We start from the raw sequence: 26116 nt of genomic DNA, 5'->3' as shown, positions 1-26116 counted from the left end.
CTACTCGCGAGAAACGAGCTAGCTGGGCTGGTGTGTCCCCTCCGTACTGGAGGATCTTGACCAGCTTGCCGCTTTTACCTCGGAACACATAGAGATCGCCGCCGTGCGGGTCTCGCCTGAAGGCTTCCTGCACCAGTAAGGCCAGCGAGTTCATGCCGCAGCGCATGTCTGTATGGCGCCCGTGGCAATCTACACCCGTACGCGCGACGCAAATGAAGATCACTGCGGCCGTCCATCTGCCAGTGCCCGCAGACCGTTTGCGTCTGAAAGCTGTAGACGCACCACCGCCGGAGAGAATGAAAACGATAACGATACTGCATTTCTAACGGCGCGCGGACGAGAATACTGTCCTCATGCACCTCATCGATACTTGGTGGCAGCACGGGTCGCCCAATCACAACGGCTGGTCTGGGGGCGCCGCCTCTACTCTCGATGTCCCAATAACTCGACCGAGCAGCCCAGCACGCAGGAGTTGCGTTATGCCATTTTGCAACGTCACGAAGTCCATCTACACCTACTTAATCGACTATCCTGTAGCCATCGTCTTGATGGTCGCGCCGTTCCGGATAAACTTTGGCAAGAACAGTCCTGTCGCGCTCTGGTTTTCCGCGGTGACCCGCGCCACGGCGCTGCTGCCGCCGGCTTTCGTGGACTACGCGACGGGGATCGTCCGGATCATTCGTTACTGGCTGCATCTGTGGGTGGATAGCGCATTGGACGCGATTTCCATCACTGCCCCGTCTACCGCCCATTTTGGCGGGCCTTACGTCTGGTGCTGCTGGATTCTCGCGGTTGCGGTCTTGCTGACGACCTCAGTTCTCCGCGCGGTCGAAGTCGGCACTGTATTGGTGGCCGATCTCGAGACGCCGGCTATCAGGTGTCGATCGATTCGATTCTAACGCGGCATGCAGATTTGCCCCAAATAGGTACGTTACGCCGATCGTTGCTGAATAGATCGTAGCCGTCGAGACTACAATCGATACGATTTATATGTCCTCAATCAAAGAAGGCGGCGTGGGTCGGCCGAGATAGCTAGCGCCTACATCCTGCGCGGCGGCGCCTTGCCCGACACCGAGCTGTTCGCTTCATCGGGACGTTGCTTACAACGCTTACGCAGTTGGCGGTTGGCTGGTGATCAAGTAGTTGTCGATAGCGACTTTCTGGACTACCGGACTGATCAAGCGGTGAATTCCGTTCAGAACGGCTGGAGGACCGCTATTTGACTGGGCGGCATCCCATCAAGACTAATGTCGGTGGTTGCCGACAGTATGTAAGTCGGAGCATGTTCTTGGATCCCCGATTGGCCGCGGTAGACTCCGGGGAAGTGAGGACGGATTTTCAGCACTACAATCGCTGCTTTCCAGATCGCGGCGCAGCCACTAAGGGCCGCAGCTGCACCCCGGACGGCTTGACGTAACACCATATCACATTTTAGTTCCGCGATCGACAATGAGCGCACAGTAATCCGCGAGAGCCTGTCATGGCATTGGCTGGTTGACTTGCTCTGTCTAAGACCTTGCGCATTTATCGGTTCGCGCGGAAACTATTGGTCGCTTTCGATAAGACAATCTTCCGACTCCCACTATCAACGTCCCGTTCCGGTTCGCGAATGTCGTTTCTCATTCCGTCGGCGCTATAAGCTCAAGGGCATGCGATCTCGGCCCGATCCGTTCGACCGACGCAAGACAGCCAATCCGCGCAGCGCGGCCGAACGGCACCCACGTGCTTTCACTTCATCGAAGAAGGCAGCCTGAACTGGGCAATGCCGGTCGGCCACGTGCATCGATAGGCGCGTGCCGTTCACGGACGAACGAGGATGATTTTCTTCCCGTTGATCCGCTCGGTCTGGTTAAAGGCGGCCACAGCCTCGTGGAGCGGCGAGACGATACCGATGTTCGTCCGCAGCCGTCCGTCTCGCACCCGCTGGACGATCTCACTTAGTTGGGCGCGATCGGACTCGACAACAAAGTCGATTGTCAAGACGTTGGCGGGCCGTGTCTCGCTCGGCCCGACAATGGACACCAGCGTCCCTCCGGCTCTAACCAGCCGCGCGGACCGCTTTCCGATGTCGCCGCCAATAAGATCGAATACCAGATCGACGTCGCCGACGTCTTCCAAGGCGTCGTTCTCGAGGTCGACGAACTCTTGCGCGCCGAAGTCGAGCGCTTTCTGACGATCCGCGGCGCGTCCGGTTCCGATGACGTAGGCACCGGCCTCGCGTGCGAGCTGGGTCACCATCGAACCGACTGCGCCAGCGGCGCCGTGCGCGAGGACGCTCTGGCCCGCCCTGAGGCGACCGTGATCGAACAGTCCCTGCCATGCAGTCAGGCCCGAGATCGGCAAGCTCGCGCCAACCGTGAAGTCCACGTCGCCCGGCAGCGGCGCGAGATTGCGTGCCTCGACCGCGACGTACTCCGCCAAGGTACCATCGCGGTACCAGTCGGCGAGGCCGAACACTCGCTGCCCGAGCGACAGCCCTGTCGTGCCATATCCGACGGCGGTGACCACTCCGGCCAACTCGTGCCCGGGGACCGACGGCGTCCGGTCGCGGTCGCTACGATCAGTCCAGGTCGAGGGCCACGCCAGCTCAGTCCCAACGAATCCTGACGCATGAACCTCAACGACAACGTCGTTTATCGCGGCCTGCGGCTGGGACCGCTCTCCCAGCTTCATTCCGGTCGTTCCCGCGGCCTGGTTGGTCACTATAATCGCTTTCATCGTCCACCTCTTCGAGTGTGGTATGTCATCATGATCATATTTTCGCAGAGGATCGAAAATACGATGGGAAACTCGATGGTCCAATGACCTGTAGATATGGAATCGATGCCATCGATGCAGCGTGCGAGAAGTCAAAGATGTGGTACGAGTAGAAACATCTGCTTCTTACGACGAAGCGAAATTGTGAGTGGTTGGGAAGATGATTTCCGGTCCGCATTGGCGTCTTCAGCCATAGGTCGGCACGCTATGGAGGCCGGCGGGGCGTGGTTGACGTCTGCCATAGATCGTCTGCAAGACGTGCGCCGGCGCTGGTGTCGAGGACCGTGTCGGAGCGGCTCTTCCTTCTCGACGAGTAGCCCGAGCGGAACTCTCGATAATCGCCAAAAGTGTTGACGCGAGTATCGAAACATCGCTTTGCGGTAGACTCTTCATCAATAACGCGATCGCGGTGGGCGCGGTCGTCAGGGTGTGGTCGAGAGCGTACAGCTTAGGCCAGCTAGAATTGCGAGTGCGTTCATGGCCGGGGCACTCGACATCGAGATCGATTACGCGGCGGCACTGAAGGAGCGCGATACGACATGTTTTCAGTGATTTTCGAGACGCTGCCCAATAGAGAGAACTGGAATGACTATCTCCACAACGTTAAGATACTGCGTCCCGAGCTTGAGCTGGTCGATGGCTTCGTCGACAACGTCCGTTACCGTAGCCTGACCCGCGAGGGCTGGATCCTTTCACTGTCGAACTGGCGGGATGAGAAGTCGCTCGTGCGCTGGCGCACCTGCAGGTCCCATCATGAGGTTCAGCAGGAGGGCCGCGACAAAATCCTTGCTGATTACCGCCTGCGCATCGGCCAGATCACTGCTGACAATCAAGTGCCGCCGGGGTACGCCCTCTCCGAGCAAAGGCTCGATGAGACCGAAGTCGGCGAGGGAACGACGGTCACTCTGATTAACGCGACTCGCCCCGCGGAATGGAAGCGGACCAACAACGCCTACGAATGCGCCGAGCGGCTCGGCCTGAATCCATGGGCCGCCGAAAGCACGTCCTGGGATATCTTCGATGCTTTCACGTCCGGCGATCTGATTCTGCTCATGTCTTGGAAGAACGCGGCTGCAGCGCAGGCGTACGAAGACACTTCCGTGCTGGATGACGGCGCAAGGGTTCGGAGAGTACGGATTGTACGCGACTACGGGAAGTACGACCGTCGCGAGGCGCCTCAGTATTTCTCTGAGGCCAAGGGCGGCGAGGCCATCCACCCCTGACATTGCTTCGTCCTGGAGCCCGAGCAAAGTGAATCGTGGATTAGGCTTCGACCAGCCTCTCGATGCTTACCCCCCGCATTGTTGATCTCCGACGACTTGTTGCCAACCAGGTTCCTGAATGGGGCGTTGGCTTCACCCGGCGTCGTTCCTTCGGAGGCCCTACCCGCCTTGACACGACTGACGAGGCGTCAAGTGCGTACAGAGCCATCTAATGCCAAGGATGGTGAGGGAACAGCCCTGGCCCTGCGCGATCATTTTGGTCGGTGGCTTGCAACCGACACTCCCTCCCATCATTCGGTCCATAAGGATTGTAGCGAACGACCACCTTCGACTGGAATAACGGCGTGTGAAAGTGAGAGACGCTTTGCGCGAAGGTCGCCATCATGTTTGGGGTGAACCCGATGGTCTTGGCAAACGCGTCGAGGGTCTTTGTTTGCAATCGGCCGGTACCTGTTCCGGCTTTAGAACTGCAGTTCTTGGCACTAGTCTCCGAAATTCATATCACACGAGTTCGAGCACGTCGCTCACCGGGCGGCGCGGCTTCTGCGGCCAATTTCCCGGGCGCTCCGGCCCAACGGACAACAGCATGACCGGTACTTCGTCCTTACTCAGCCCGAACTCGCGGTGCACTGCCTCAGCGTCGAAACCGATCATCGGCGTCGAACCCAGCCCAAGCGAACGGGCCGCATAGATCATCGCGGCCGCGCCGAAGGTGCCGGTGCGTACTGCTTCGTCGCGCTGGCGCTGCGGATACTCCATGTACAGATCGCGTGCGGGGATCTCCCATTCTGGCACCATCTCCGCAGGCATGATGCCGGCTTTCACCAGAGGCGCCAGACGATCTGGTATTACGCCGGAGTCGGCCAGTTGGCCGCAGACGATGAAGGTAACGGCCGCCTCGGTGATCGCCGGTTGACTCCAAGCGATCGGACTCAGTCGCGCTTTGGCTTCCGGCGTGCGCACAGCGATGAAGCGCCAATTCTGCAAATGGAAAGATGTCGGCGCAGTGGTGCCGATCCGCACCAGCTCACGGATTTCTTCGTCGCTCAAAGTGGCGGCGGGGTCGTAATACTTGGCCGCGCTTCGGCTCAAGATACAGTCGATGACGGCGTTAGTCATTGGGATTCCATTGGTCATAGTCGTTCCGGCAATGTTGCGGCGATGAGGCTGTTCGACATCTCATTTGGGGGCAATGTGAGTTTCTCAGCTTGCCCCCGGCGGGTCTGATAGGACGCGGTCGGCGGATCTGGTTGTCGCCGGCCCGCCGTTCCCCCGCCTGGTATGTCGGAACGATTGTCTCTATACTCCACCCACTCGTGTGTGCGGTGGGCCGTCATCTTCCGCATTCTTTGCATACGAACGAAGCTATCGCGACGAAACTCGATGAACCAATGACCTTTGGTTATGGATTTGATGCCATCGACGCGGCGCGCAAGGATCAACCAGTGTCAATAATGTCCACTGCTTATGATGAAGACGAAGCTTAGTGCATAGGAGTGTTGATTTTCTCAGACCAATATCATTCGTCAGATGCGGACAGCCCTCGGCGAGAATACGAACGAGCGCCCCACTTTCCAACTCGGCCTCCGCACCGATGAGGCTTGAGGCGACGATGCCCAGCCCGGCCTTCGCTTCGACAACCTAGGAGTGACCTAACTCGACGAGGTTCCGATGCGAAACACTCCTCGCAGCTCTCCGGTGCCGCGAGCCTCGTGGTCGGCCTCCTCAAGCTCGGCCAGGATCGCCTCTACACGCATTAAGTAGATTGCTCCAGCGTCGGCCAGCGTGATCGCCCGGGTGTTCGGCTAAAGAGAGCCGCCCCGACTTCGACCTCCAAGGCGGCAATAAGGCGTGACGCGGAGGGCTGAGAGAAATCGAGTTCACGACCTGCCCCCGAAAAGCTCCCCACGCGTGCTGCGCGAGCGAACAGCTTCAGCGCTGTAAGTTGGTCGTTCATCTGTGAACGCAGTTCGGTACCCACCTCTTCTTGATGAGATCGCGGGTCCTCAAGTTAGTGAATGCTCCGTTCAGTCCCAAAGCAGTGAGCGGGAGTTTCACGCTCAAAAGTTTGCTCGTCTCCAAGAGATCTTCGAATGCGTCGGCGTCAAGATGACCGATCTGTCTAAGACTTCGTTAGATCGTGCGAATGCGGGGAGGTATTCACGCGCATCATGATGCCCAAAGCGTCACGCGCTCCTTGCCGTTCTTGTGCACCATCTGTGAACACCTCTCCGGGCTGACCGCACGAACTCGCAGCTTCAGTCGAGCATGCCGCGATGACATTCAAGGCGGGTTTGCCAACTGAAGACGGCTTATACCTCCCTGCAGAATAGAAGCGTCGGTCTTACGTCCGATAAGGCTCGCATCTTTCCTGGCTACGGCATCATGTATGCGGCGCGCGGCAATAACGATCGTCTATCGACTTCATGGCGAGAGGTCATTTCCCTCGCCCACAATGCAAGGTCACTGTCGGACTCGCAAGGTCCCATCAATCTCAGGATCAGGCACTACGATCGCGCGCCGCCGGCTAGGGGCGTTGAACGATACAGATTGGCGCAGAGAGAGAGAGAGAGAGAGAGAGAGAGAGAGAGAGAGAGAGAGAGAGAGAGAAAACGCTGATGTCTCAAGAAGCCTTCGATATCGTCGTTGTTGGTGCAGGGGCGGCCGGATGTGTGGTCGCGAGTTATCTTGCCGAACACACCGATGTTTCGATCGCGCTGATCGAAGCAGGCGACACGGACCGCGATCCGTTCATCCATATTCCTGCCGGCTTTGCCAAAATATTGGCCCAAGATCGGCATGTCTGGAAATACGAGACAGTGCCCCAGCACGGCACCAAGCGAGCATATCGCTCAGGCAAGGTGCTCGGCGGTGGTTCCTCGATCAACGCGATGGCCTATGTCCGAGGCCAGAAGCGCGACTTCGCCGCGTGGCAGGCCACGGTCGGCGATACCGGCAAATGGTCGTACGAAGATCTGCTTCCCGTCTTCATGGCGCAGGAACACAACGACACGTTCCACGACGAATATCACGGCATCAATGGTGGTCTGTCGATCCAGCAGCCCAAGGGCATCAACGAGCTGAACCAATACTGCCTCAAAGCCTTCCAGGAATATGGGCTTCCCTATAACCCCGACTATAACGGCGAGAGCCAGATCGGCGTCTCGCCGGTGCAGTCAACGGTCGGGCACCAGCGGCGGTGCAGCGCAGTCGACGCTTATCTCCGTCGGCACCTCGCTTCGGGCCGCGTCACTCTTCTGACCGGCAAGACCGTTGTTCGCGTCCTCGTCGAGAACAATCGAGTCGTCGGCGTCGAGCTCGTGGATGACGAGATGATCATGGCCGGCGAGGTTGTGCTGTCGGCCGGTTCGGTCCATAGCCCGAAGATCCTCATGCACTCGGGCATCGGGCCACCGGAGCAGCTTCGCCAGCACGGCGTCGCCGTTATCGTCGATTCTCCGGAGGTGGGCGAAAATCTCCAGGACCATGCGATCGTGCCGGTCCGCGCCTATGTAAAGGGCGATCTGGGTTACCAAGCGGCCGCACATGGCCTAGGTAGCGTGAAGGCGGGCCTGCGCTATTTCGTCACCAAGGATGGCCCGGCGGCGGGCAATGGCATCGAGACGGTTTCCCACTGGAATCCGTCGGACTTTACTGCCGAACCTACGATCCAATGCTATCACGTGCCCATCGTCGCAACTGGCGGCGTCAGCCCGACGGGAGACCGTTCCGGCATCACTTTCGAACTCGTGGTGCTTCAGCCCAAGAGCCGTGGCTGGGTGCGGTTGGCCGACAGCCACCCGACGTCGATGCCCCTCATCAATCCGAACTTCATGGGCGAGGAGGAAGACCTGAGGGCCGCAGTGGAATCGGTACGCGCGATCCGCGAGGTTATGGCGCAGGAGTCGTTGGCGCCGGTGATCGAGGAGGAGATCGATCCCGGCCCGCACATCCAATCCGATGCAGAGATCGGCGAATGGGTGAAGGGTGCAGTGACGACGATGTTTCACCCGGTTGGCACGTGCCGGATGGGGCAGGATGCGCGAGCAGTGGTTGACGCGAGGCTCAGGGTCCGAGGGGTCGACGGCCTCCGGGTAATTGACGCCTCGATCATGCCGAACATCACTAGCGGCAATACCAACGCCCCAACCCAGGCACTCGCGCGCCATGCCGCGGCGATGCTGGTCGAGGATCTCAAACAGTCTTGAGGAGCTCCGGCGCAGGCCGACGTAGGCAGACGTAGATAGTCATTGGGCGGAATCGACCACATCGGGCCAACGTCAAAGCGCCGTCTGCAACTGGGCAGTCTCTACTCGCGAAGCTTTTTTATTCAGAGCCATCCCCGACGAACAACAACACAGCAGCACCATGAAGGAGAGACCACAATGAGTTTAGAGGACACGAGAAAGCGCCGTGAGGCACCACTCCACACTCCGAGCAAGCTCGGCTTCAATGCCACCACAGATATTTCTGCCGCCCTCTCCGTGCTTCTGGCAGATGTGTTCGCGCTTTACGTCAAGTCCAAGAACTTCCATTGGCACATTTCAGGTCCGCACTTCAGGGACTACCACCTTCTTCTTGATGAGCAGGCGGCGCAGATTTTCGCGATGACGGACGACATCGCAGAACGCGCCCGCAAGATCGGGGGCACAACAATTCGCTCGATCGGCCACATCGCCAGAGTGAAACATATCAAGGACAATGACGCCGATTTCGTCACACCGGATGGCATGCTAGCCGAGCTGAAAGAAGACAACCTCGCGCTCAGCCAGCGCCTGCGCCAGACACGTAATATCTGCGACGAACATGGCGATGCAGCTTCAGCTAGCCTGATCGAGAACTGGATCGACGAGGCGGAACGTCGTACATGGTTCCTGTTCGAGTTGACTAGAAGGGCTTGAGAGCAACGTCAGCTCGCGAAATTCGGGCGACCGGATCGGCTGGACAAAGCAGAAGCCCTGTGGCCACACACGTTAGCCGTCGGACCGCGCTTGCCGGGCCTCTGTCTGCCCAATCGGGTAGCGTAAGATCTGCTCGACGCCGATACTTAATCCAAAATGCGACGCCGCGAGTCCGAAGTAACAGCGCGTGCGGTAGAACTCAGGGCCATTCGGCTCCGGAGTAGCTGCCGTCTAACAGGACATTTGCTAACGCGCCTGCGATCAACGCACGCATCTCGACCGGCCTCACAGAATGGACTGGATACCTGACTTGAATAATACAAATGGATTGCAGGGTCCACGAGACGGGTCGACGCCGGCGACCGACGCTTCAGAGCCTCCCCGCGACCCGGAATTCGACGTCGACCTGTTCGTCATCGGCGGCGGTTCAGGAGGCGTACGGGCAGCGCGCGTTGCAGCCGGGTATGGCGCGAAGGTGATGCTCGCCGAGGAGTACCGGCTGGGAGGGACGTGCGTTATCCGCGGCTGCGTGCCGAAGAAGCTGTTTGTCTACGCGGGTCGCTTCCGCAGCACATTCGACGAGGCTACACAATTCGGTTGGCACTTACCGGTTCCTCGCTTCGACTGGCCGTCGCTCGTGGCGGCGAAGGACCGCGAGATTGCACGTCTGGAAGGGCTGTATGGCGCCGGCCAAGAACGTGCAGGCGTCGGGGTCGTGAGGTCTCGCGCTGTGCTCGACGACGCGCATACGGTGCGCCTCCTCCAGGACGGCCGCCGCGTGCGGGCGCGCACGATTTTGATCGCAACAGGCGCACGCCCCGCACTGCCTCCCTTCGAGGGCATTGAGCTCGGTATCACCTCGGATGACGTCTTCGACATGAAGACATTCCCCAGGAAGCTTGTCGTTGGGGGCGCCGGATACATTGCAATGGAGTTCGCCGGTCTGTTCGCCGCGTTGGGAAGTGACGTCACCGTCGTCTGCCGCGGAAGCAATGTCCTGCGCGGCTTTGACGAGGATGTGCGCCAAGCGATAGCCGGGTCCTACACGAATCGTGGCATTAAGCTGATGTTTTGCGACAGCATCTGCCGCCTCAAGAGACGTCACGGGGACGTTGGCGGTGGCGACGACGCAGGAAGGATAGACGTTACGACCGAACGGGGCGGGAGGCTGGTCGCCGACCAGGTACTGCTCGCCTTCGGGCGCGCTCCGAACACGAATTCGCTCGGACTCGACCGCGCCGGGGTCAAGACTGCAGCAGACGGCGGAATCATCGTAGACGCTAACTCGCGCACGAACATCGATAATATCTACGCTGTGGGCGATGTGTCGAACCAATTCAACTTAACGCCCGTCGCTATCCGCGAAGGCCAAGCGTTCGCCGACACGGTGTTCGGCAAAAAGGCTTGGCAGGTCGACTACTCCAATATACCAACCGCGGTCTTCTCCAGCCCGGAGATCGGCACTGTTGGTCTGACGGAGCTGGAAGCCAGAGCTCAGTACCTCGCAGTCGACGTCTACAAGGTCCGCTTCCGCCCGCTGAAGGCGGCCGTAACGGGGGATTGCGAGGCCTCTCTTCTGAAGGTCGTCGTGGATAGCGAGTCTGACCGGATCCTCGGGATCCATATCTTCGCTCACGAGGCCAGCGAGTTGATCCAGGTGCTCGCGATCGCCATAGGCAGCGGAGCAACCATGAAAGACTTCATGTCGGTCATGGCGGTGCATCCAACAGTTGGCGAGGAGATCGTCGGAATGCGTACGCCGACCGTGCGTTACGATCGGCGCGACGCCGCATCACTCGTCTCAAGCGCCGCTGTTTGATTCAGCCGCAGCTGGCTCGGAAGGACCCGCTCGGAGCGCCGCGGGACGTTGCGCTTCCTAAATGCTAAAAGCTTAGAGCGACCGCGAAACAATCGATAAGGTCGGGCCGCCTCCATAGCGTCGAGAGCGCTGCGGGCTTGTGCCGCTTGCCCAAACCAGCCACTCGTCGAGCCGGCTCGCTTGCTTACGTCCGAACATCTGAAATCTCCGATCCAGGTCCATAATTCCCTTTTGTTCGACCCGACACTCGATCCTGCCAAGGTAGTCCGCTCCTGAAGGAACGGATAAGCGCATCAGCTGGTACTTTTGACACGAGCAAAGGCGAGCAAGACCAATCGCCATTTCGCTGGCCCATGGCGAGGCGCGAGTGGAATGGAAACGATAACGATCCGTCATTTCTAATGTTTGGCGTTCCGGCATACCTTTCGGTGCGTCTAACCGGACTCGCGACCGTTGTGCACAGTGCCCGCCGCCATGGGGAGGTCCCATCGTCCTCTTGGATGGGGGCAATCTCCTCGTCGCAAGGGCCGGCCCCAGCAATCGCGCAGGAGTCACCGATGTCATTTCGCTTCATCACCAAGTCTTTCCACGCATATCTGATAGACTATCCCGTCGCGTTCGTCCTAGTCGCGGCGCCGTTCGTGCTGAAGCTGGGCCAGAGTGGACCGTTCGCAATGTGGCTTTCGGTTGTTGTCGGTGTCGCCGCGCTGCTCTTGGCCGCCATGACCGACCATCCCACCGGGTTGGTCCGCATCATTCCTTATTGGCTGCACCTTTGGGTCGATCGTGCAGTCGGCGTTGTATTTGCTATCGTGCCGTTTGCCTTTAAATTCGCTCAGCTAGATGCCCAGTACTACTGGCTCCTCGCCGCCGCTATCCTGCTCACGACTTCAGTTTTTAACGCGCCTGAGGAGTCAGTTGTGACGCCTTCGGGATTGTATCGGCGGCACAGCAGTTGAACTCCCCATCAAAGTCGAGGGGGGATCGCGGCATCTCCGTCGCAATGGGGCAGCACCTCGAAAATACAGGATCCGCCCCAGCTCGTTTTGTGGCAACGTTTAAGAGGAGCTACCTCACCGGAGGTCAATGACGCGGCAGGAGCTTGTCGTAGCGCATCTGGAGTTGCTGACGAGCGATGGTGCACTTCTGAAGACCAACGACTCTCGTGGGGTTCCTAGATGGAGCAGCACGCAACGCTATCCCTCCGCTCATCCGTTTGCGGCGGGTGCCCGGATCTCGGTCAATAAAGCGTCCAACGAGCCTCCATGATTTCACTTGAGTTGCCGCGCGACTGAGGCGCGCGACATGCTGCACAGGTCTGCGAGATTGGGCAGCTACTATGCGCTGGCCGACAGATGTCGGTTAATCCGTTTCGAATTATTGACCCTTCTTCTCAGGCGCAGCTCCGCTGGCAGCCTTCAGCTGTAGACTTTGGCAGCATTCCACGACCGGTTCATCGAGATGTTGCTTCGCGGGTGCACTACGCGGATTGGGAGACACGCGCAAGCTACCCTGATTAGACACATTAGATCGACTTCTGTTTTGACTTCGCACCGATTTTGGGTCCCATAGCTGCGCTAAGTCCGGCCTGGGTGATCCGAAATCTCCCCCACCCACTCAGAACTATCCATCTGTGATCGCCGGCAAACCCAATTCCGCGCTCGGATTCGTAATCATTGAGACCTGCCTCTGTGAGCCACGACTGTGCCATAGCGTCTGTGATATCGATATCCGGTCCGCACCCATGGTCGATGAGAACCCGCATCACACGCAAAGCTTCTTGTTCTTCCATTCCCGTGCTCCTAATTCCCGTGCGGTCAGGTACCGCCGGGTCGTGCGCCTGCCTTGCCACTTCGGACAGCGTAGTCCTGCAAAAGGGACACAAATGCGCGTCTCGTCTACCAGCCCTAACGAATGTTGGAGAAACTGAAGGATACCTAACTCGTCTCGTCTCCGCATGCGAAGTTAATGACGGGTCCTCGAGGCCAATTGTGACGGATTCGCTTGAACAAGCAGATCGGCGAGTTGGGGGGGGGCCAACTGCAACAAACCTTGGCAACCAGCCATTTCTGGCGTGGCATCGCAGATAACTATCGGTTCCCATGCACCAACGATTTGCTGTTCGGAGTGCCAATATTCAGTAGTTGCCGCTCGTACTCGCGCTCGATCAAGCTCCAGCAATGGCAGGAGATCTGCGCCAGCCGAAAAGCGTCGCGGACGACGAGGCAGCCACGCATCATTTCGATAAGCCCATCCCTCCTGAGTTGAAGAAGGCAGTCCGTAACGCCAGCACGACGCACTCCGAGAAGCTGAGCAAGCACTTGGTGTGTGAGAGGGATCTCGTCAGATCCCAAGGCATTGCGAGCGAGCAGGAGCCATCGCGCAAGGCGCTGCTGTAGTTGATGGGACGTATTACATGCCCCTGATTGGGCGATCTGAATAAGCACGGAAGCGATATAGGCATGCACCACGCTGCGGAAAGTCGGCAGCCGAGCAATCGCCTCCTGAAATCGATCCACCGTGAGTCGATTAGCCTCGCCGGCGACCTGCACAATTCGACGGTGCATCGGCTGCGTTTTTGCCGTCAACGCGAGATGTATTCCCGCTAGCCCTTCTGAACCGATCAACCACACCTCAACGAACTCTTGCGGCCCCACCTTGGCACCGACCGACACAAGACCACTCTCAATGAAATAGACGTGTTGCATGCGAACGCCGTAGCGATGAAGAACTTGCCGCTTCGTAAGCGGCACCTCTTCAGAGAGCAACAGAACGTGCTCGAGTTCATCAGGTGGGAGCAGACGTAGTAATCTGTTGCGCACTTCATACATCAGATTCAACGTCCTAATACTTTCTGAGAAACGGAGCTATCCGACTGTACGTTTTCGTACCAAAAAAAATGAGACGGAAGGCGACGTAACGCTCGCGGATCAGCTGCTCGGACTTGGTGACGGACGGGGGACGTGGATTGTGCCGCTACCAGACCTGAGTGTGCGAGGATGGTGCACGACAAGTCGACCGTAGCAGCGGCGTCATGATCAAGATGGTCAAGGTCGATGCATCGGCACGCGCAACATCGAGTGGTCCACGGCGGCAACGGAGTCTCTGCAGTTGGCGTCAGTTGAGTTCTCGGCTATGGCACCTGCGGATCGCGGCGGCAATAACGATCGTTTATCGACTCTATAGCGGGACGTGATTTCCCTCGGCAGCGCTAAACGGTCATTCTCGTCGGTGGTGGACAGTCAGTATCAACACGAATAGGGGCCGCCATGAAGATTTAAGTGGGAAGCGTGGCAATTGCTATTCCTCTCGCACTGCCGCAGACCTCCGCTAAATCGTCTGCTGCACCGATTAACACCGGTTCGATCAAGGTGGCGGCACCGGCCGTGACAACGGACGTGCGCTATTGGACGCATCGGGGTCATCCCGATGCTTCCTGCTGAGGCTATCTCGCCGATAGTTCGAGTTGGGCCAATCCATTCTATGATTCATATCATGGAGCAGACCGCTACCGGTATTACACTTCAAGCTTCCCGCACCACACCTCGGCGCTTTTGCGACGGCGTCCTGGACCGATACGCCGACGTGTCCGCCATATGGATAAACTTCCCTGCGTTCTCCTGAGGAGAGATGCTGAAATGAACAAGGCTGCAGAACCCCAGCCGGCCAATCGACGGGATGTCGCATGGGCAATTTAGCGAACTGGCTTTATCTTATCGGGTCGCTGTGCTTTGTTCTTGGTACAGTGATCAACATGCTTCCGGTTTGAGGAAGGCGAACGCCTGTTTGAACAGTTTCAGCCTTCCGCGGTCATGCGCACTGGTTCTTGGGTCGTTCTCGACGGAGCCAGGCGGTCCGGCCTGCCAATTGCTGTCCACTGAAGCGACATGACCCTTGCACGTAGGTGAAACGACGCGAAGGTCAAAACTCGAAATTAGCCCCAGTGCAAAGTCGATGGAGGCGTTGAGTGCCCTCATTGGTCACCTCGCTCCACCCCGCGATCTCGCACGTGCTCTCGATGAAGAGCACCGTCGATAGCAGCCGCCGGACCAATGCGGCTTTCCCATCACTGGGAACGGCCCGGGTGGTCAATCGTATCCTTTGGTATGGTCGTTTCAGACAAATGCAGTGCGCAGATCGACCTCAGTGTAATGGTCCGGTCCATCTTTCCTGAATAGGCTTGGATAAGAGGGAACAGTCGTCTGGAACTCCCGTACAGGAAGGGCCGAAAGGAAAGGAAAGAGTGATGGGCTGGATGTTCGACAACGTCGAACGTTTGATCGCCCGGCTGCAGAAGCCGGCCAATCGATGTGAGCCCCTCACCTCGGACGCTGCAACGACTGCCCTACGCCACACTCTTCAACCCGGTGACGTCCTGCTGGTCGAGGGCAAAGGTCGTCTTTCCAGCAGCATCAAATATATCACTCAGTCGACATGGTCGCATTCGGCGTTGTACGTCGGACCGATATCGGGCGCCACAAATGGCGGCGAGCCGCACGTCCTGATTGAAGCCAATATCGACGAAGGGGTCGTGTCGGCCCCTCTGTCGAAGTATTTGCATTGCCAAACCCGCATATGCCGGCCAGTCGGCCTAAGCGATGCGGACCGCGAACAGGTCTGCCGTTACGCATTCGAACGGATAGGTCTCGGCTACGATTTCAAAAACGTCATCGACCTCATGCGCTATCTATTCCCTTGTCCATTCACGCAACGTTGGCGTCAACGAACCATCGCGCTCGGCTCCGGCGATTCGCGTCGGATCATCTGTTCGTCTCTGATTGCGCAGGCATTCGACTCCGTGCGTTACCCGATCCTGCCCAACATCACGCACATGGAGAACAAGTCCGGGCGGTGCGAGATCGCCGAGATCCGTCATTCGTCTCTATATGCGCCGCGCGACTTCGATCTATCGCCCTACTTCATGGTGGTGAAGCCCACACTACCCGCCGGCTTCAACTACAAAAACATGCGCTGGGCAGATCTCCAAGTTGACGCCGCACAGGCTACACTTGCGCCAGACATAAAACGCGGGATCGCGGCAATGATTCAGCCCGACATTACGTAAGGTGAGGGCCAGACTATTGACTTCGGAATCGGTTGTTCTGTTGTCATTAGTCGCCATCGTGCTCTTTCAATAGGCTTGGACTCCGACTACCACTCATCGGCAAATTCTTCGCTGCTCTCAAAGGTTCAAAGCAAGCACGACCGGTTCGGAATAGCGCGCCATGACCAGTGGCTACTGACGCGTCGGCAGCTCTTAACCCCGCGCCCGGAGAGAACTGGGGTCTTTTCCGCTCCAAGGATTGGGGCGGCTTCAGCCGTTTCGCCACCGTGCGTAGGCCGCACGCCGTACGTTTCGGCCGCCCTAGCCCTGATCGCCTCGTCGGGCTAAACACCGGGAGGCGTGAAGCTCACCGGCTTGTGAGGCTCGCCACTCATTCGGTTTTCGCATAAGTTGGATCCGGGACCAAGCTCGAACATGACCAATCTCTGCGCAAATACGAGATGACTGATCGCCTCCTTGCTCTAACACTCTTCGTCCGTGTCGCACATACCGGTAGCTTCTCGCGTGCCGGCAAGGATCTCGGACTTTCGCAACCTTCGGCGTCCCGACACATCGCGTCGCTCGAACGCGAGGTAGGCGCGGCCCTCTTCGCGAGATCGACAAGGGCCGTCGTGCTCACCGAAGCCGGGGCGGACTACCTCGCGAAGGTCGAGCCCGCGCTTGCCATTCTGGAAGAAGCGACACAAGCCATTCACGGCAAGGGCGTACTTCGCGGCGTGCTCCGGATAGGGTTGTCGCCTAGCATGGCGATCCGGGAGGTCATACCGCGACTTCCCGCCTTCATTTCGAAGCACCCTGCGCTGCGGATCGATTTGGCGATGGACGACGGTCGCCAAGACCTTATCAGGAGCGCGATCGACGTCGCGATCAGGTCCGGAAAGTTGGAGGATTCCTCCGCGACTCTAAGACGGGTAGGATCAAATCCTCTGCTCATCGCCGCCTCGCCGGCCTACCTGAAACGGGCTGGCTACCCGAAAACGCCGAACGATCTGTCAGGACATCCCGTGTTGATTGGTGTCCCGGGCTCGAATGGCGTCTGTTGCTTCGAGAAGAACGGGAGAACCGTTTCCATAAAGGTGGAAGCTCCTCTGTCGGGGAACATCAACGAAGCGGCAGTGGCTGGCGGCGTCGCCGGAATCGGGATCGTGGCCTGCAGTCTCTGGGGCTGTCGCGCCGAACTCAAGTCGGGTGCGTTAGTGCAGATCCTCAAGGATTGGAACATGGGCGCCGCCGACGTAAACGCCATATTCCCGGCCGGACGCGGAGCGAAACTCGCGGCGCGCGCGTTCGTTGAACATTTTGCGAAGAGCCTCAAGACCAATCCGTGAGTCCCGCCGTGCGTCGGCCTGTCGTCGTTCGCATAGCTTGAAATCGTGGAATGCGTCCAGCATCCGACGAGAGAACCTGGCGCATACGTTCACTGTGACTCCTCAAAAGCCACCTAAGTGCGTTACGCAGCTCAGCGGCGCCGTTTGCGTCGTGCCAACGGGCGTGCGCGAAGATAATGCGCTCGGGCTCCCATGACAGCATCGTCTGGACCTCCACCTCCAGTTCATGCCGGTGCTGCCACGTGAAATTAGCCGCAGATCACGCGACCCGCCGCTGTACGGCGGTGCGATGCCGCCGATCGGCGAGCGCGTGCAATCAATCATCTGGCGCCGTCGCGAGCGGCCGGCGTCCGGGCCCGCGCAGACGCTCGATCACGAACGCCGCGCGTCCCGGTCCACGCCCCTAGGGGAACGCCAGGCCGAAAGCGGCCGGATCCGGCTTCTCGCCGTCGCGGGGGACCAAGAAGCGCTCCAGCCCACCCGGCACGAAGCTGACCAGCAGGATCGCCTGATCGCCGATCACCTCGACCGTATGCGGCACATCGCGGGGAAGAGCCGCGTAGGCCCCCGGCCCCACCTCGACGCGGGCATCGCCGACCCGCGCGATTAGCTTCCCCTGCACCACGTAGAGCAGCTCGTCCTCGCGCGTGTGGGTGTGCAGCGGCGGCTCCTCACCGGCCCGCAGCGTCCACAGGACAGTGCCATATTCGCCTCCGGACTGGCTGCTCTCCACTTTCAGCTCGATGCTCGAACCCGCACTTAACTTCACCGTCTTGCCGCCCCCGGGCGGCGTGAGAACCGGCTGCTTTACTGGCATTTATGGCCTCCTGATCGTGGACATTATTCGAGTCGGAGTGCCGCGTAAGCAATGGCGCACACTCTGCGAACAAGTTTGAGGGTGTCGCCGCCGCCGGATAAAGGGAAATGCCCTGTGATCATCTATCCGATAACCATTTATCATCGATCTCAATTCAGATGCGATCGCATCGCGGCGGTTTTGGCTGCTGCGGCTGCTGTTGCCACCTCGCGCATCTTCAATCAGAGTTCTGTCCATCACGCTCAGATTCTCCCGCGACCTGTCCATACACTTGACGAAAGGCGCGGAGAAAGCTGCTGCAGCTCCCATAATCGACGGCGCGATCTACTTAACTGAAAATATTCTCACAGCGAGCATGTCGGCCGCACGCTTCATCCATTTGACGGAGCGCGGACTGCCAATCATCCCCCCACCACTCCCCGAAGCCATACAGATAGAACTGGTGAGTTCGTTGTTTACCCTGTGGTTCAACTCACACCACCGCCGCAGCGGTAATTCCGGCCTGGGTGATCCGAAACCTCTCCCACCCACTCAATGTATTCCGGCGAGCCCTTCCGAACCGATCAACCACACCTCGACGAACTCTTGCGGTCCCACCTTCGCACCGACCGACACTGGGCTAGTCTCTATCAAATAGACTTGCTGCATGCGAACGCCGTAGCGATGAAGAACTTGGCGTTTCGCCAGCAGCACCTCCTCAGCTAGCAAAAGAACGCTCTTGAGTTCATCAGGTGGAAGCAGACGAAGTAATCTGTTGCGGATCTCATACATCAGGTTGGACGTCCCGATACCTTCCGAATGATCGGACATCCAAGTGTACGTTTTCGCACCAAAAAAAAGATGAGAGAGGTATTCGCATTTGATTCACCGCCTGACGACAACATTTTCCTGATGATGTTAGATCAACTGACTCGGTGTTTCGTCCCGCTTCAACCGCGGGCACCTTCCAGCCTAGCATGATGAACGCAGGTCACACCTTAATGGCTTCCAGCTCCAACAAGATCGCGGTGTTCATTGACGGTTCCAATCTTCACTCAACCGCAAAAGCGCTTGGCTTCGATATCGATTACAAGTGCCTGCTTAAGGAATTCGAGAGCTGGGGGACGCTTGTGCGCGTGTGCTATTACACCGCGATCATTGAGAGCCAGGAATACTCGTCCGTGCGCCCGCTGCTCGACTGGCTGAACTACAATGGATTTACCGTGGTGACGAAGGCCACGAAGGAATTCGTAGACGCGAGCGGCCGTCGCAATGTCAAAAGCAACATTGACATTGAAATTGCGGTTGACGCGATGGAGCTCGCAGATCGCATCGACGAAATGGTGTTATGCTCGGGAAACGGTTACTTTCGTCCGCTGGTAGAGGCGGTGCAGCGTCACGGCGTCCGTGTTACCGTCGTATCCAGCCTCGCTACTCAACCGTCAATGATCGCCGATGAGTTGCGACGGCAGGCCGACGTCTTTTGCGATATAAGGGAACTGCAGTCAAGGATCGGGCGCGATCGTTCCGAACGAGCACTATCTCGTATTGCGCGGGATCAAGCGCCACGGTTGATGCAGCGCGCGATCGGGCGGTCGAGTGATGATAACGATGAATAGCGAACCCGCGGAATCGGGTGAAGTACAAAGAAGATCTGTTTCGGACCATCCATGGCTGGAGAAAAAGAACAACAAGGCCGACGGGTCATTTTCGAGCACCCGGTACACATGATGGCTATCGACGGCACCTGGCGTCGCACGCGTAGCCTTAAAGATGTTTCACAACGCGGTGCGAGACTCCAAATTCAAGCGTCGATTGAAGGACTTACACTGAGCGAATTCTTTCTTCTGCTTTCGTCCACCAGGCTCGCCTATCGGCGATGTCAACTCGTCCGCTTGAACGGCGAAGAGCTGGAGGTCCGCTTCATACGGCACAAGAACAAGACGAAGGGGGAGAAGGGACTTTCCGACCCGAAAAGGCAATGTCGCGAGCACCCGCAGGGAACGGCGCGCGCAACACGCACGCGAAGAGCGGAGCTTCCCTCGCGGGCGAGCACGACATACTAAGGGAGAGTCAAAAAGGGCAAGCGGCGCTCGGCAACAGACGGTCGCAATCCCCGGTGAGCTCGAGCACCTCGCTAGATCCACCCGATCATCGACAGTGGGAGCGCCGCGCGCGATCCCACATTGCGCTGGGCAGCAAAGCCGATCATCTCGCTCAGCAGCTCCGCATCAGGGGTTTCTCTACGAGCGCGCGGGGGTTCATCATCTCATCGTTCATCGGTGGTTCCTCGAATCAGGTTGGTGTCAGCGACCTGACCCTACCGGCAAACTGCCGGTGACCACCGCAAAGCTGCCCCCGCTAGGCTCCATGGGAGGGCGCGCGTGCGGACGGCTTTGCTCTACCGAGCTACACCATCACCGGGGACACGACCTTCTTCGTGGGTATGGAAGCTTCAAAAGTTACGCCTCGTCGCGCATTAGTGAATGCGCGCAACATTCCCCCGTGCGCTTCCACGATTGAACGGCAAATTGACAGACCCATTCCCATGCCCGATGTTTTTGTCGTGTAGAACGGCTCAAAGATCCGCTCAATGTCCGCTTGGGTGACACCGGGGCCCGTATCGCTCACAGCAACGGTAACACTTTCATCGTCGCGCCGACTGGTACTAATGACCAAATCCCTCGGACCGTCATAATTTTCGCTCATCGCCTCGATTGCATTGAATACGAGGTTTAGCACGACCTGTTGCAGTTGAACCTGATCTCCTTCAACGAGGGGTAGCGTCTCGCAGAGTTGCGTCTGCATAATAACGCCCTTGCGACTCGCTTCCGCCCGTGAAAGGGCGACGACATCGTGAATTGCCGTATTAATATCAAGTGTCTCCTTTTGCTGCGGTGCTTTTTTGACCAGACTGCGAATGCGATCAAGGACATCGTTCGCCCGAATTCCGCCCTGTCGGATACGGGAGAATACCTGACGTGCCTCGTCGACTTTCGGATCGGCGCCACCCAAAAAGCGCTGCCCCGCGTCCGCAAGTGTGATAGTCGCGGCGAGAGGCTGCTTCACCTCGTGACTGATCATCGCCAGGAGTTGCCCCATTGTCGTCAGCCGGTTTGCATGGGCAAGCGCCGATTGCACTTCCCGGTATCGCAACTCGCTTTCGCTGGCTTCAGCTTCAGCGCGCTTTTGCTCAGTCAGGTCCAGCACGAAGGCAACACCTTCGTCCATACTCCCTTCGAAGCTGGCGATGCCCAGCAATACCGGGACACGGCGGCCGTCTTTGCGAAAAAGCTCCTTCTCGAATGGAGGTAACGTTCCGTCGCGTTTCAGCTTGGAATCCCAAATCTGCTCGTCACGTTCGGCCCAATCCGGAGGAGTCAGATCTGTCCACCGCACTTCGCCGAACTGAAAGTCATCGCGGTCGCATCCGACGATCTGAAGAAATGCGTCATTGGCTTCAGTGATGGTGCCTTGGCTTCCGTAAATGAAAATTCCGATGATATTGGCGTCCACGAGACGCCGGATCCTGCTTTCGCGTTCGAACAAATCGCGGTACAGCCGGGCGTTCTCCAGCGTGATCGCCGCCTGCGATGCAAGCAGCTTGAGCACGGGAATCCGGCTAAATGCGAAGATTCCCGGGCCCAGGTGATTTTCGAGGTATATGGCTCCGATCAGATTGGCTTGGTTGACCAGCGGAAGGCACAACACCGAGAGTGCTTGGTGCGCGTTAATATAAGGGTCGGCGGAAAACGAAACGTCCGACACAGCATCGTCGAGTAAAACATTGCGCCTTGTGCGCGCAACGTAATTGAGAACCGATTCGGGCAAGGTCGTATCGTTCATGGGCTCATCACAGAGCCTCACCGTGACCGAGTCGCTCGAGGTGACGGCTTCGGCCTGGACATTTAAACCCGTCTTTCGCCAAAGCATCAGCAGACCACGTGCAGCACCGGTATGCTCCATCGCCATTCGCATGATCGTGTCGATCAATTTCTCGAAGTCCATTTCGACTGATAGCGCTTTTGACATCTTAAGCACAGTGCCGAGATCCAGACTTTCGACAGTCGCGCCGAAAGTAGTGTCGAGTGAGGTGATGGTTTCGTGTGCAACTAGATGCGGATGCGACTCCTCGAGCTGCCGGACCTTGATGTTGGCACCCCAACGAAGGTAGCAGCAGCGGGCGTTGCGCAGATAGGCGTGTGAGACAATCTCCACGCCGCGGTCAGTGTAAAAGCGCGCAGCGAGTTCGCTGGCAAGGCCCTCGTTGTGCGGAAAGCCGTTCAACTGCGCGGCGCGAATCGCCTTTTCGAAAAGGCGTTCCGCGTCGAGGTCTCGTCCCTCGAGGCGCGCTATCTCCGCACCGACGAGCGCGGCCCGATCCTCGAAGTTTTCCGGTCCATTCCGCGCCCAGATCTCAAGCTGATGATGATGAGCAGCAATTGTTTCGCACAGCTGCTGCCGTTCTTCGATCGGCTTACCGGTCAGGGACGCGCAGAGCGCAAGCGCCGCATAAAAATGAAAGTCCGCTTCCTCGAGAAAAAGCGGGGATGTCCATAGCAGCGTGCGTGCTTTTGATAGCGCATCGATCGCGGCCGTATAATCCCCGATCAGATAACGCAGCTGCAATTTGCGAATCCAGTACCAGCACTGAGCGATAGCCAAGGCAGGGCTGTTCGAAAGGTATTGCTCGACCTGGTGCTCGTCCATGTCCTCATAGCCGAGGGAAGCAGGTTGTTTACCTGACCTGCGTAACGCCTTGATCAATGCAAGTTGAGTCGCGATGATGTGTTCGACCAGCCCAAAGCGGGCGTTTCGCACGAAATGGAGTCCCCACTCGGCCTCGCGCTCGGCATGGTCCAATGGGTCGCCGGCAAAGAGAAGATGCGAATTCAGGTTGTTCCGAGCGTACGAGGCATACAGCAGGTCTCCAATATTGTTTGCATCCGTGAAACCGCGGTGGATCAAGGCATTACTCGACCGAACGTGCTTGATCCAGCGGAGGCCGGTGAACACAAACACCAAAATCGTCGACGCACGGAATCGCCTGTTTTCCTGCCGTTCGATGAGGTCGAATCCCACTTGACCAAGCCGGAAGCCCGCGTCGTAATGGCCGTAACGTGGGCCGGCAACGCGCGCGAACATTACATAGGCAAAACACGACGTATCGCTATTGCCATGCGCGAGACTGATACTTACTGCCCTGCAGACTGCTAGTGACGCGAGGTTCAGGTCCGTGAACATGGCAGGCGTCTGCGCCTTGATTAATACTTCCATGACAGCCAGCGATGTTGAATCCTCCATGGATGGGGCTCTGAGGATCTCATCAATAGGCCGGCTGTTCAGAGTATGCAGGATCTGGTCGTACTCCCGGCGCACCTCCTCGTCCGCAGGATGGGCAGACCAGTGAATGCCTTCGTGCGCCAGGAAGTCCAGCGCGATAGCAATCGCACAATCGCTCTGGCCATTTGCGGTGCAAATATCCATCCTCAGGCAGGTGACGGCGGCGCGCTCTTTTGTACCGACGGCAAGGATGTTCAACCTCTCGAGGCGCGCGTCCGCGGCCAGTAGTTCACCCGTCAGAAATTCGCATTCTGCACGCTCGAATTCGAGTGCGTATATCAAATCGCGTAGACGAAGCTGACTATTCTCCTCCAATAGAGCGGCCCCCGCGATGAGGTATTTAAGTGCAGAAGTGTGAGCTGACGATGCTTTGGCACGCCGGGCGGCGATCAGATTAAGGTTAGCCAGTCGCTCGCGTTCCTCGCCCGTCACGATATGACTGGCCCGATTGAGTTGCCCGACTATGTCGAAGATCGCTTTCTCGAGATGCGCCGCGGGAGTATGTGCAACGAGAAGCCTTCCTATTTGCAGGTGCTTCTGTGCGCGTGTTTGCTCGGGTATGAGCGAGTACGCGGCCTCCTGTATCCGATCGTGGACGAACTGGTACTTATCCGGCAAGCGTTCTATAAGTTCCAACTGGCATGCTTCCCATAGATCCGCATCCACATCTTTTTCAGTTAACTGTCGAATTCTGGAAATGACCAGAACATCTCCCGTGTTGCCCAGACATGCAAGCTCCTGTAGCGCCTCCTTGCACGAGTCCGGAAGACGCTTGATTTTTTCGGCCAGCAGTTCAATGACGTTCTCCGTGTGCCGCGACGCCTGAATCTTTTCGACATCCCAATGCCAACATCCCGAAGCGCGATCGGGAACAATAGCGTTGCGATCGACCAGAGCATTCAAGAACTGACCCACGAAGAATGGATTACCATTAGTCTTCGTATGCACTAGGCGCGCAAGCGATGCGGCGCGTTCGAGACCGCAGTGCAGCGCATCCGCTATTAACTGCGCTAGATGATGGTGCTCAAGGGCATCGACACGAATCTCAGTGACTGCGGTTCCTGCATCGCTCATTGATTTCAGCGTCCGTGAAAGCGGATGAAGCGCGTCGACCTCATTTTCGCGGAAGGCACCGATTAAAAGCATATGACGCGGGTCTAGCCGCGTTGTCATATCCTCAATGAGGTCCAGCGTTGCAGCATCGAGCCATTGCAGATCGTCGAGAAAAAGCACTAGCGGATGTTCCGGTCTCGCAAAAACCGCGACGAACCGACGAAATACAAGCTGAAAGCGACCTTTTTCCTGTTGAGGAGGGAGTTCTGGTACTACCGGTTGCTGACCGATAATGTGCTCGAGTTCAGGCACGAGATCGGTAATGAGCCTGCCGTTTGGTCCGATTGATTCCAGAAAAGCGTTGCGCCATCCTCGTAACTCGTTCTCGGTTTTCCCGAGCAATTGGCGTACAAGCCCCTGGAAGGCCTGTGCCAATGTCGAGTACGGAATGTCTCGCCTCCGCTCGTCGAACTTTCCTGATGCAAATAGCGCGTGCGTTGACATCAGGACCTTACGTAGTTCTCCAACAATCGCAGACTTGCCGATACCGGAGCCACCGGATACCAGTACCAGCTCGGGAGTGCCGCTCCGGACGACGCGATCAAAAGCCGTCGTAAGCGTTCCGATTTGCTCCTCTCTGCCATATAACTTCTCAGGGATGAGCAGACGGTCTGATAAATCTAGCTCGGCTAGCGGAAACGGAACAACCTGGTAATTCGTTTCAAATTCCACAAGACAGCGCCGTAGGTCATGTTCGAGACCGACTGCCGTCTGGTATCGATGCTCCGCGGGTTTCGCGAGCAGCTTCATGATGACATCCGAAACTTGGGCCGGAATGTCAGCTAGTCCCTGTTCTGGAGGTACTGGCGTTCGCGCTATATGGCAGTGAATCCACTCGCCAGGTTCTGACGCGATAAATGGGAGCGTACCCGTTAGCATGCGATAGAGGATCACACCGAGCGAGTACAAGTCGCTACGCGCATCAACGGAACGATTCATGCGGCCAGTTTGTTCGGGCGCCATGTAGGCAAGAGTGCCCGCGACATATTCGGGCAGTTCGGACATACGACGCATGCGCTGTAGCTGTGTCGCGATTCCGAATCCGGTCAACCGCACATGCTCCTCGCCGAGCGCAATGAAAATATGCACGGGCTTCAGGTCTTTATGGACGAGCCCCTGTTGATGAACACCAGCGAGCGCCTCAGTCAACTTGATGGCGAGCCGCAAGAAGCGGCCAAGCTCAAATGGTGTCCCGAGCAGAGCCTCGAGAGGTTCCTCGCCATTGTCCTCGAGGAGCAATGCAACGCGCCCACTTCGATTGACGAGCGAGAGAGGGCAAAGCGCCCATGCGCCGTGAAGCCGATCTTTTAATCCATATTCATGAGAGAGACGGGCCAGGCTGTCAGCGGATGGCATCGCGGCCAAGTTGCTAACGGTGAAAACGCTCGTTTGCTCGCCATTGCTGTTTGTTCGCCATTCTCGACAGAATATGCGTTCGCCATCTCTCCATAGGACATCTATTCCATTGTTTCTCACTGTCGATCTCGTTCGTTCAAGAGATTAACTCATCATCGGTCCACGGCCATCGGAGGCGTTGCCGTAGAGGCCAAGCCAGAGCTGTACCGCGTAGGAGACGGCCTGGGCTCCGCGGACTGCAACTTCCCATTGGTTATGGAATCGATGACAGTATGTTTCGCATCACCAGGCGGGTTGTTGGCTGACCACCCGGACCTCCTGCGTTATTCTCTAAACCGGTCCAGTTGCAGGAACGCCTGATATCATCTGGGTCGATCTAGTAGCTTGCGAACCCCACTCTTTCCGTCACATTTTG

Annotated in this window: 16 protein-coding genes and 1 pseudogene; 9 read left to right on the top strand and 8 right to left on the bottom strand. The window is 57.9% G+C overall.

What is annotated here, in order from left to right; all coding sequences use genetic code 11:
• Positions 1-479: 479 nt before the first annotated feature.
• The gene (locus QA640_RS10065; protein WP_283040523.1) at positions 480-899 is read left to right on the top strand and encodes a hypothetical protein; all 420 of its coding nucleotides are present in this window, start codon (positions 480-482) and stop codon (positions 897-899) included.
• A 901-nt stretch (positions 900-1800) separates the two neighbouring features.
• Here the strand turns inward: QA640_RS10065 and QA640_RS10060 are convergent.
• Positions 1801-2718 (bottom strand): NADP-dependent oxidoreductase, encoded by a 918-nt coding sequence (locus tag QA640_RS10060; RefSeq protein ID WP_283040522.1) that lies wholly within the window; start codon positions 2716-2718, stop codon positions 1801-1803.
• Between the two features lie 578 nt (positions 2719-3296).
• Here QA640_RS10060 and QA640_RS10055 point away from each other — a divergent pair.
• Positions 3297-3980, top strand: a complete 684-nt coding sequence (locus tag QA640_RS10055) for an antibiotic biosynthesis monooxygenase (protein ID WP_283040521.1) — start codon at positions 3297-3299, stop codon at positions 3978-3980.
• Positions 3981-4341: 361 nt separating this feature from the next.
• Here the strand turns inward: QA640_RS10055 and QA640_RS10050 are convergent.
• A pseudogene (locus QA640_RS10050) lies at positions 4342-4463 on the bottom strand (carboxymuconolactone decarboxylase family protein); the annotation flags it as partial.
• A gap of 18 nt (positions 4464-4481) precedes the next feature.
• Positions 4482-5099: a nitroreductase family protein gene (locus QA640_RS10045; RefSeq protein WP_208758068.1), complete on the bottom strand. Its 618-nt coding sequence runs from the start codon at positions 5097-5099 to the stop codon at positions 4482-4484.
• 1499 nt (positions 5100-6598) lie between these two features.
• On the opposite strand from QA640_RS10045, the gene QA640_RS10040 reads away from it, so the two are divergent.
• The 4 genes from QA640_RS10040 to QA640_RS10025 all read left to right on the top strand — a co-directional run bounded on the left by QA640_RS10040 (position 6599) and on the right by QA640_RS10025 (position 11659).
• Positions 6599-8188: a GMC oxidoreductase gene (locus QA640_RS10040; protein ID WP_283040520.1), complete on the top strand. Its 1590-nt coding sequence runs from the start codon at positions 6599-6601 to the stop codon at positions 8186-8188.
• A gap of 177 nt (positions 8189-8365) precedes the next feature.
• Entirely contained in the window at positions 8366-8881 is a 516-nt protein-coding gene (locus tag QA640_RS10035) for a DNA starvation/stationary phase protection protein (RefSeq protein WP_283040519.1), read from the top strand.
• 406 nt (positions 8882-9287) lie between these two features.
• The gene (gene gorA / locus QA640_RS10030) at positions 9288-10700 is read left to right on the top strand and encodes a glutathione-disulfide reductase (RefSeq protein WP_283042759.1); all 1413 of its coding nucleotides are present in this window, start codon (positions 9288-9290) and stop codon (positions 10698-10700) included.
• 557 nt (positions 10701-11257) lie between these two features.
• Positions 11258-11659: a hypothetical protein gene (locus tag QA640_RS10025; RefSeq protein WP_283040518.1), complete on the top strand. Its 402-nt coding sequence runs from the start codon at positions 11258-11260 to the stop codon at positions 11657-11659.
• Positions 11660-12225: 566 nt separating this feature from the next.
• On the opposite strand, the gene QA640_RS10020 is transcribed toward QA640_RS10025, so the two are convergent.
• Positions 12226-12492, bottom strand: a complete 267-nt coding sequence (locus QA640_RS10020; RefSeq protein ID WP_283040517.1) for a hypothetical protein — start codon at positions 12490-12492, stop codon at positions 12226-12228.
• A 298-nt stretch (positions 12493-12790) separates the two neighbouring features.
• A complete protein-coding gene (locus QA640_RS10015) occupies positions 12791-13531 on the bottom strand; it encodes a Crp/Fnr family transcriptional regulator (RefSeq protein ID WP_283040516.1) in 741 nt (246 codons plus the stop codon).
• Between the two features lie 1415 nt (positions 13532-14946).
• Between QA640_RS10015 and QA640_RS10010 the strand changes: the two genes are divergently transcribed.
• Positions 14947-15765 carry a YiiX/YebB-like N1pC/P60 family cysteine hydrolase gene (locus QA640_RS10010; protein WP_283040515.1) on the top strand — a complete coding sequence of 273 codons (819 nt, stop codon included), beginning with the start codon at positions 14947-14949 and terminating at the stop codon, positions 15763-15765.
• Positions 15766-16205: 440 nt separating this feature from the next.
• A complete protein-coding gene (locus tag QA640_RS10005) occupies positions 16206-17093 on the top strand; it encodes a LysR family transcriptional regulator (RefSeq protein ID WP_283040514.1) in 888 nt (295 codons plus the stop codon).
• A gap of 403 nt (positions 17094-17496) precedes the next feature.
• On the opposite strand, the gene QA640_RS10000 is transcribed toward QA640_RS10005, so the two are convergent.
• Complete coding sequence (locus QA640_RS10000) at positions 17497-17910, bottom strand: cupin domain-containing protein (protein WP_283040513.1); 414 nt, start codon at positions 17908-17910, stop codon at positions 17497-17499.
• Between the two features lie 531 nt (positions 17911-18441).
• Positions 18442-18720 carry a hypothetical protein gene (locus QA640_RS09995; RefSeq protein WP_283040512.1) on the bottom strand — a complete coding sequence of 93 codons (279 nt, stop codon included), beginning with the start codon at positions 18718-18720 and terminating at the stop codon, positions 18442-18444.
• 170 nt (positions 18721-18890) lie between these two features.
• On the opposite strand from QA640_RS09995, the gene QA640_RS09990 reads away from it, so the two are divergent.
• Positions 18891-19508, top strand: a complete 618-nt coding sequence (locus QA640_RS09990) for an NYN domain-containing protein (protein ID WP_283042758.1) — start codon at positions 18891-18893, stop codon at positions 19506-19508.
• A 790-nt stretch (positions 19509-20298) separates the two neighbouring features.
• On the opposite strand, the gene QA640_RS09980 is transcribed toward QA640_RS09990, so the two are convergent.
• The gene (locus QA640_RS09980; RefSeq protein ID WP_283040511.1) at positions 20299-25701 is read right to left on the bottom strand and encodes an AAA family ATPase; all 5403 of its coding nucleotides are present in this window, start codon (positions 25699-25701) and stop codon (positions 20299-20301) included.
• Between the last annotated feature and the right edge of the window lie 415 nt (positions 25702-26116).

Source organism: Bradyrhizobium sp. CB82 (genome assembly GCF_029714405.1).
GTDB lineage: Bacteria > Pseudomonadota > Alphaproteobacteria > Rhizobiales > Xanthobacteraceae > Bradyrhizobium.
This window is presented reverse-complemented; position numbering and strand designations above follow the sequence as displayed.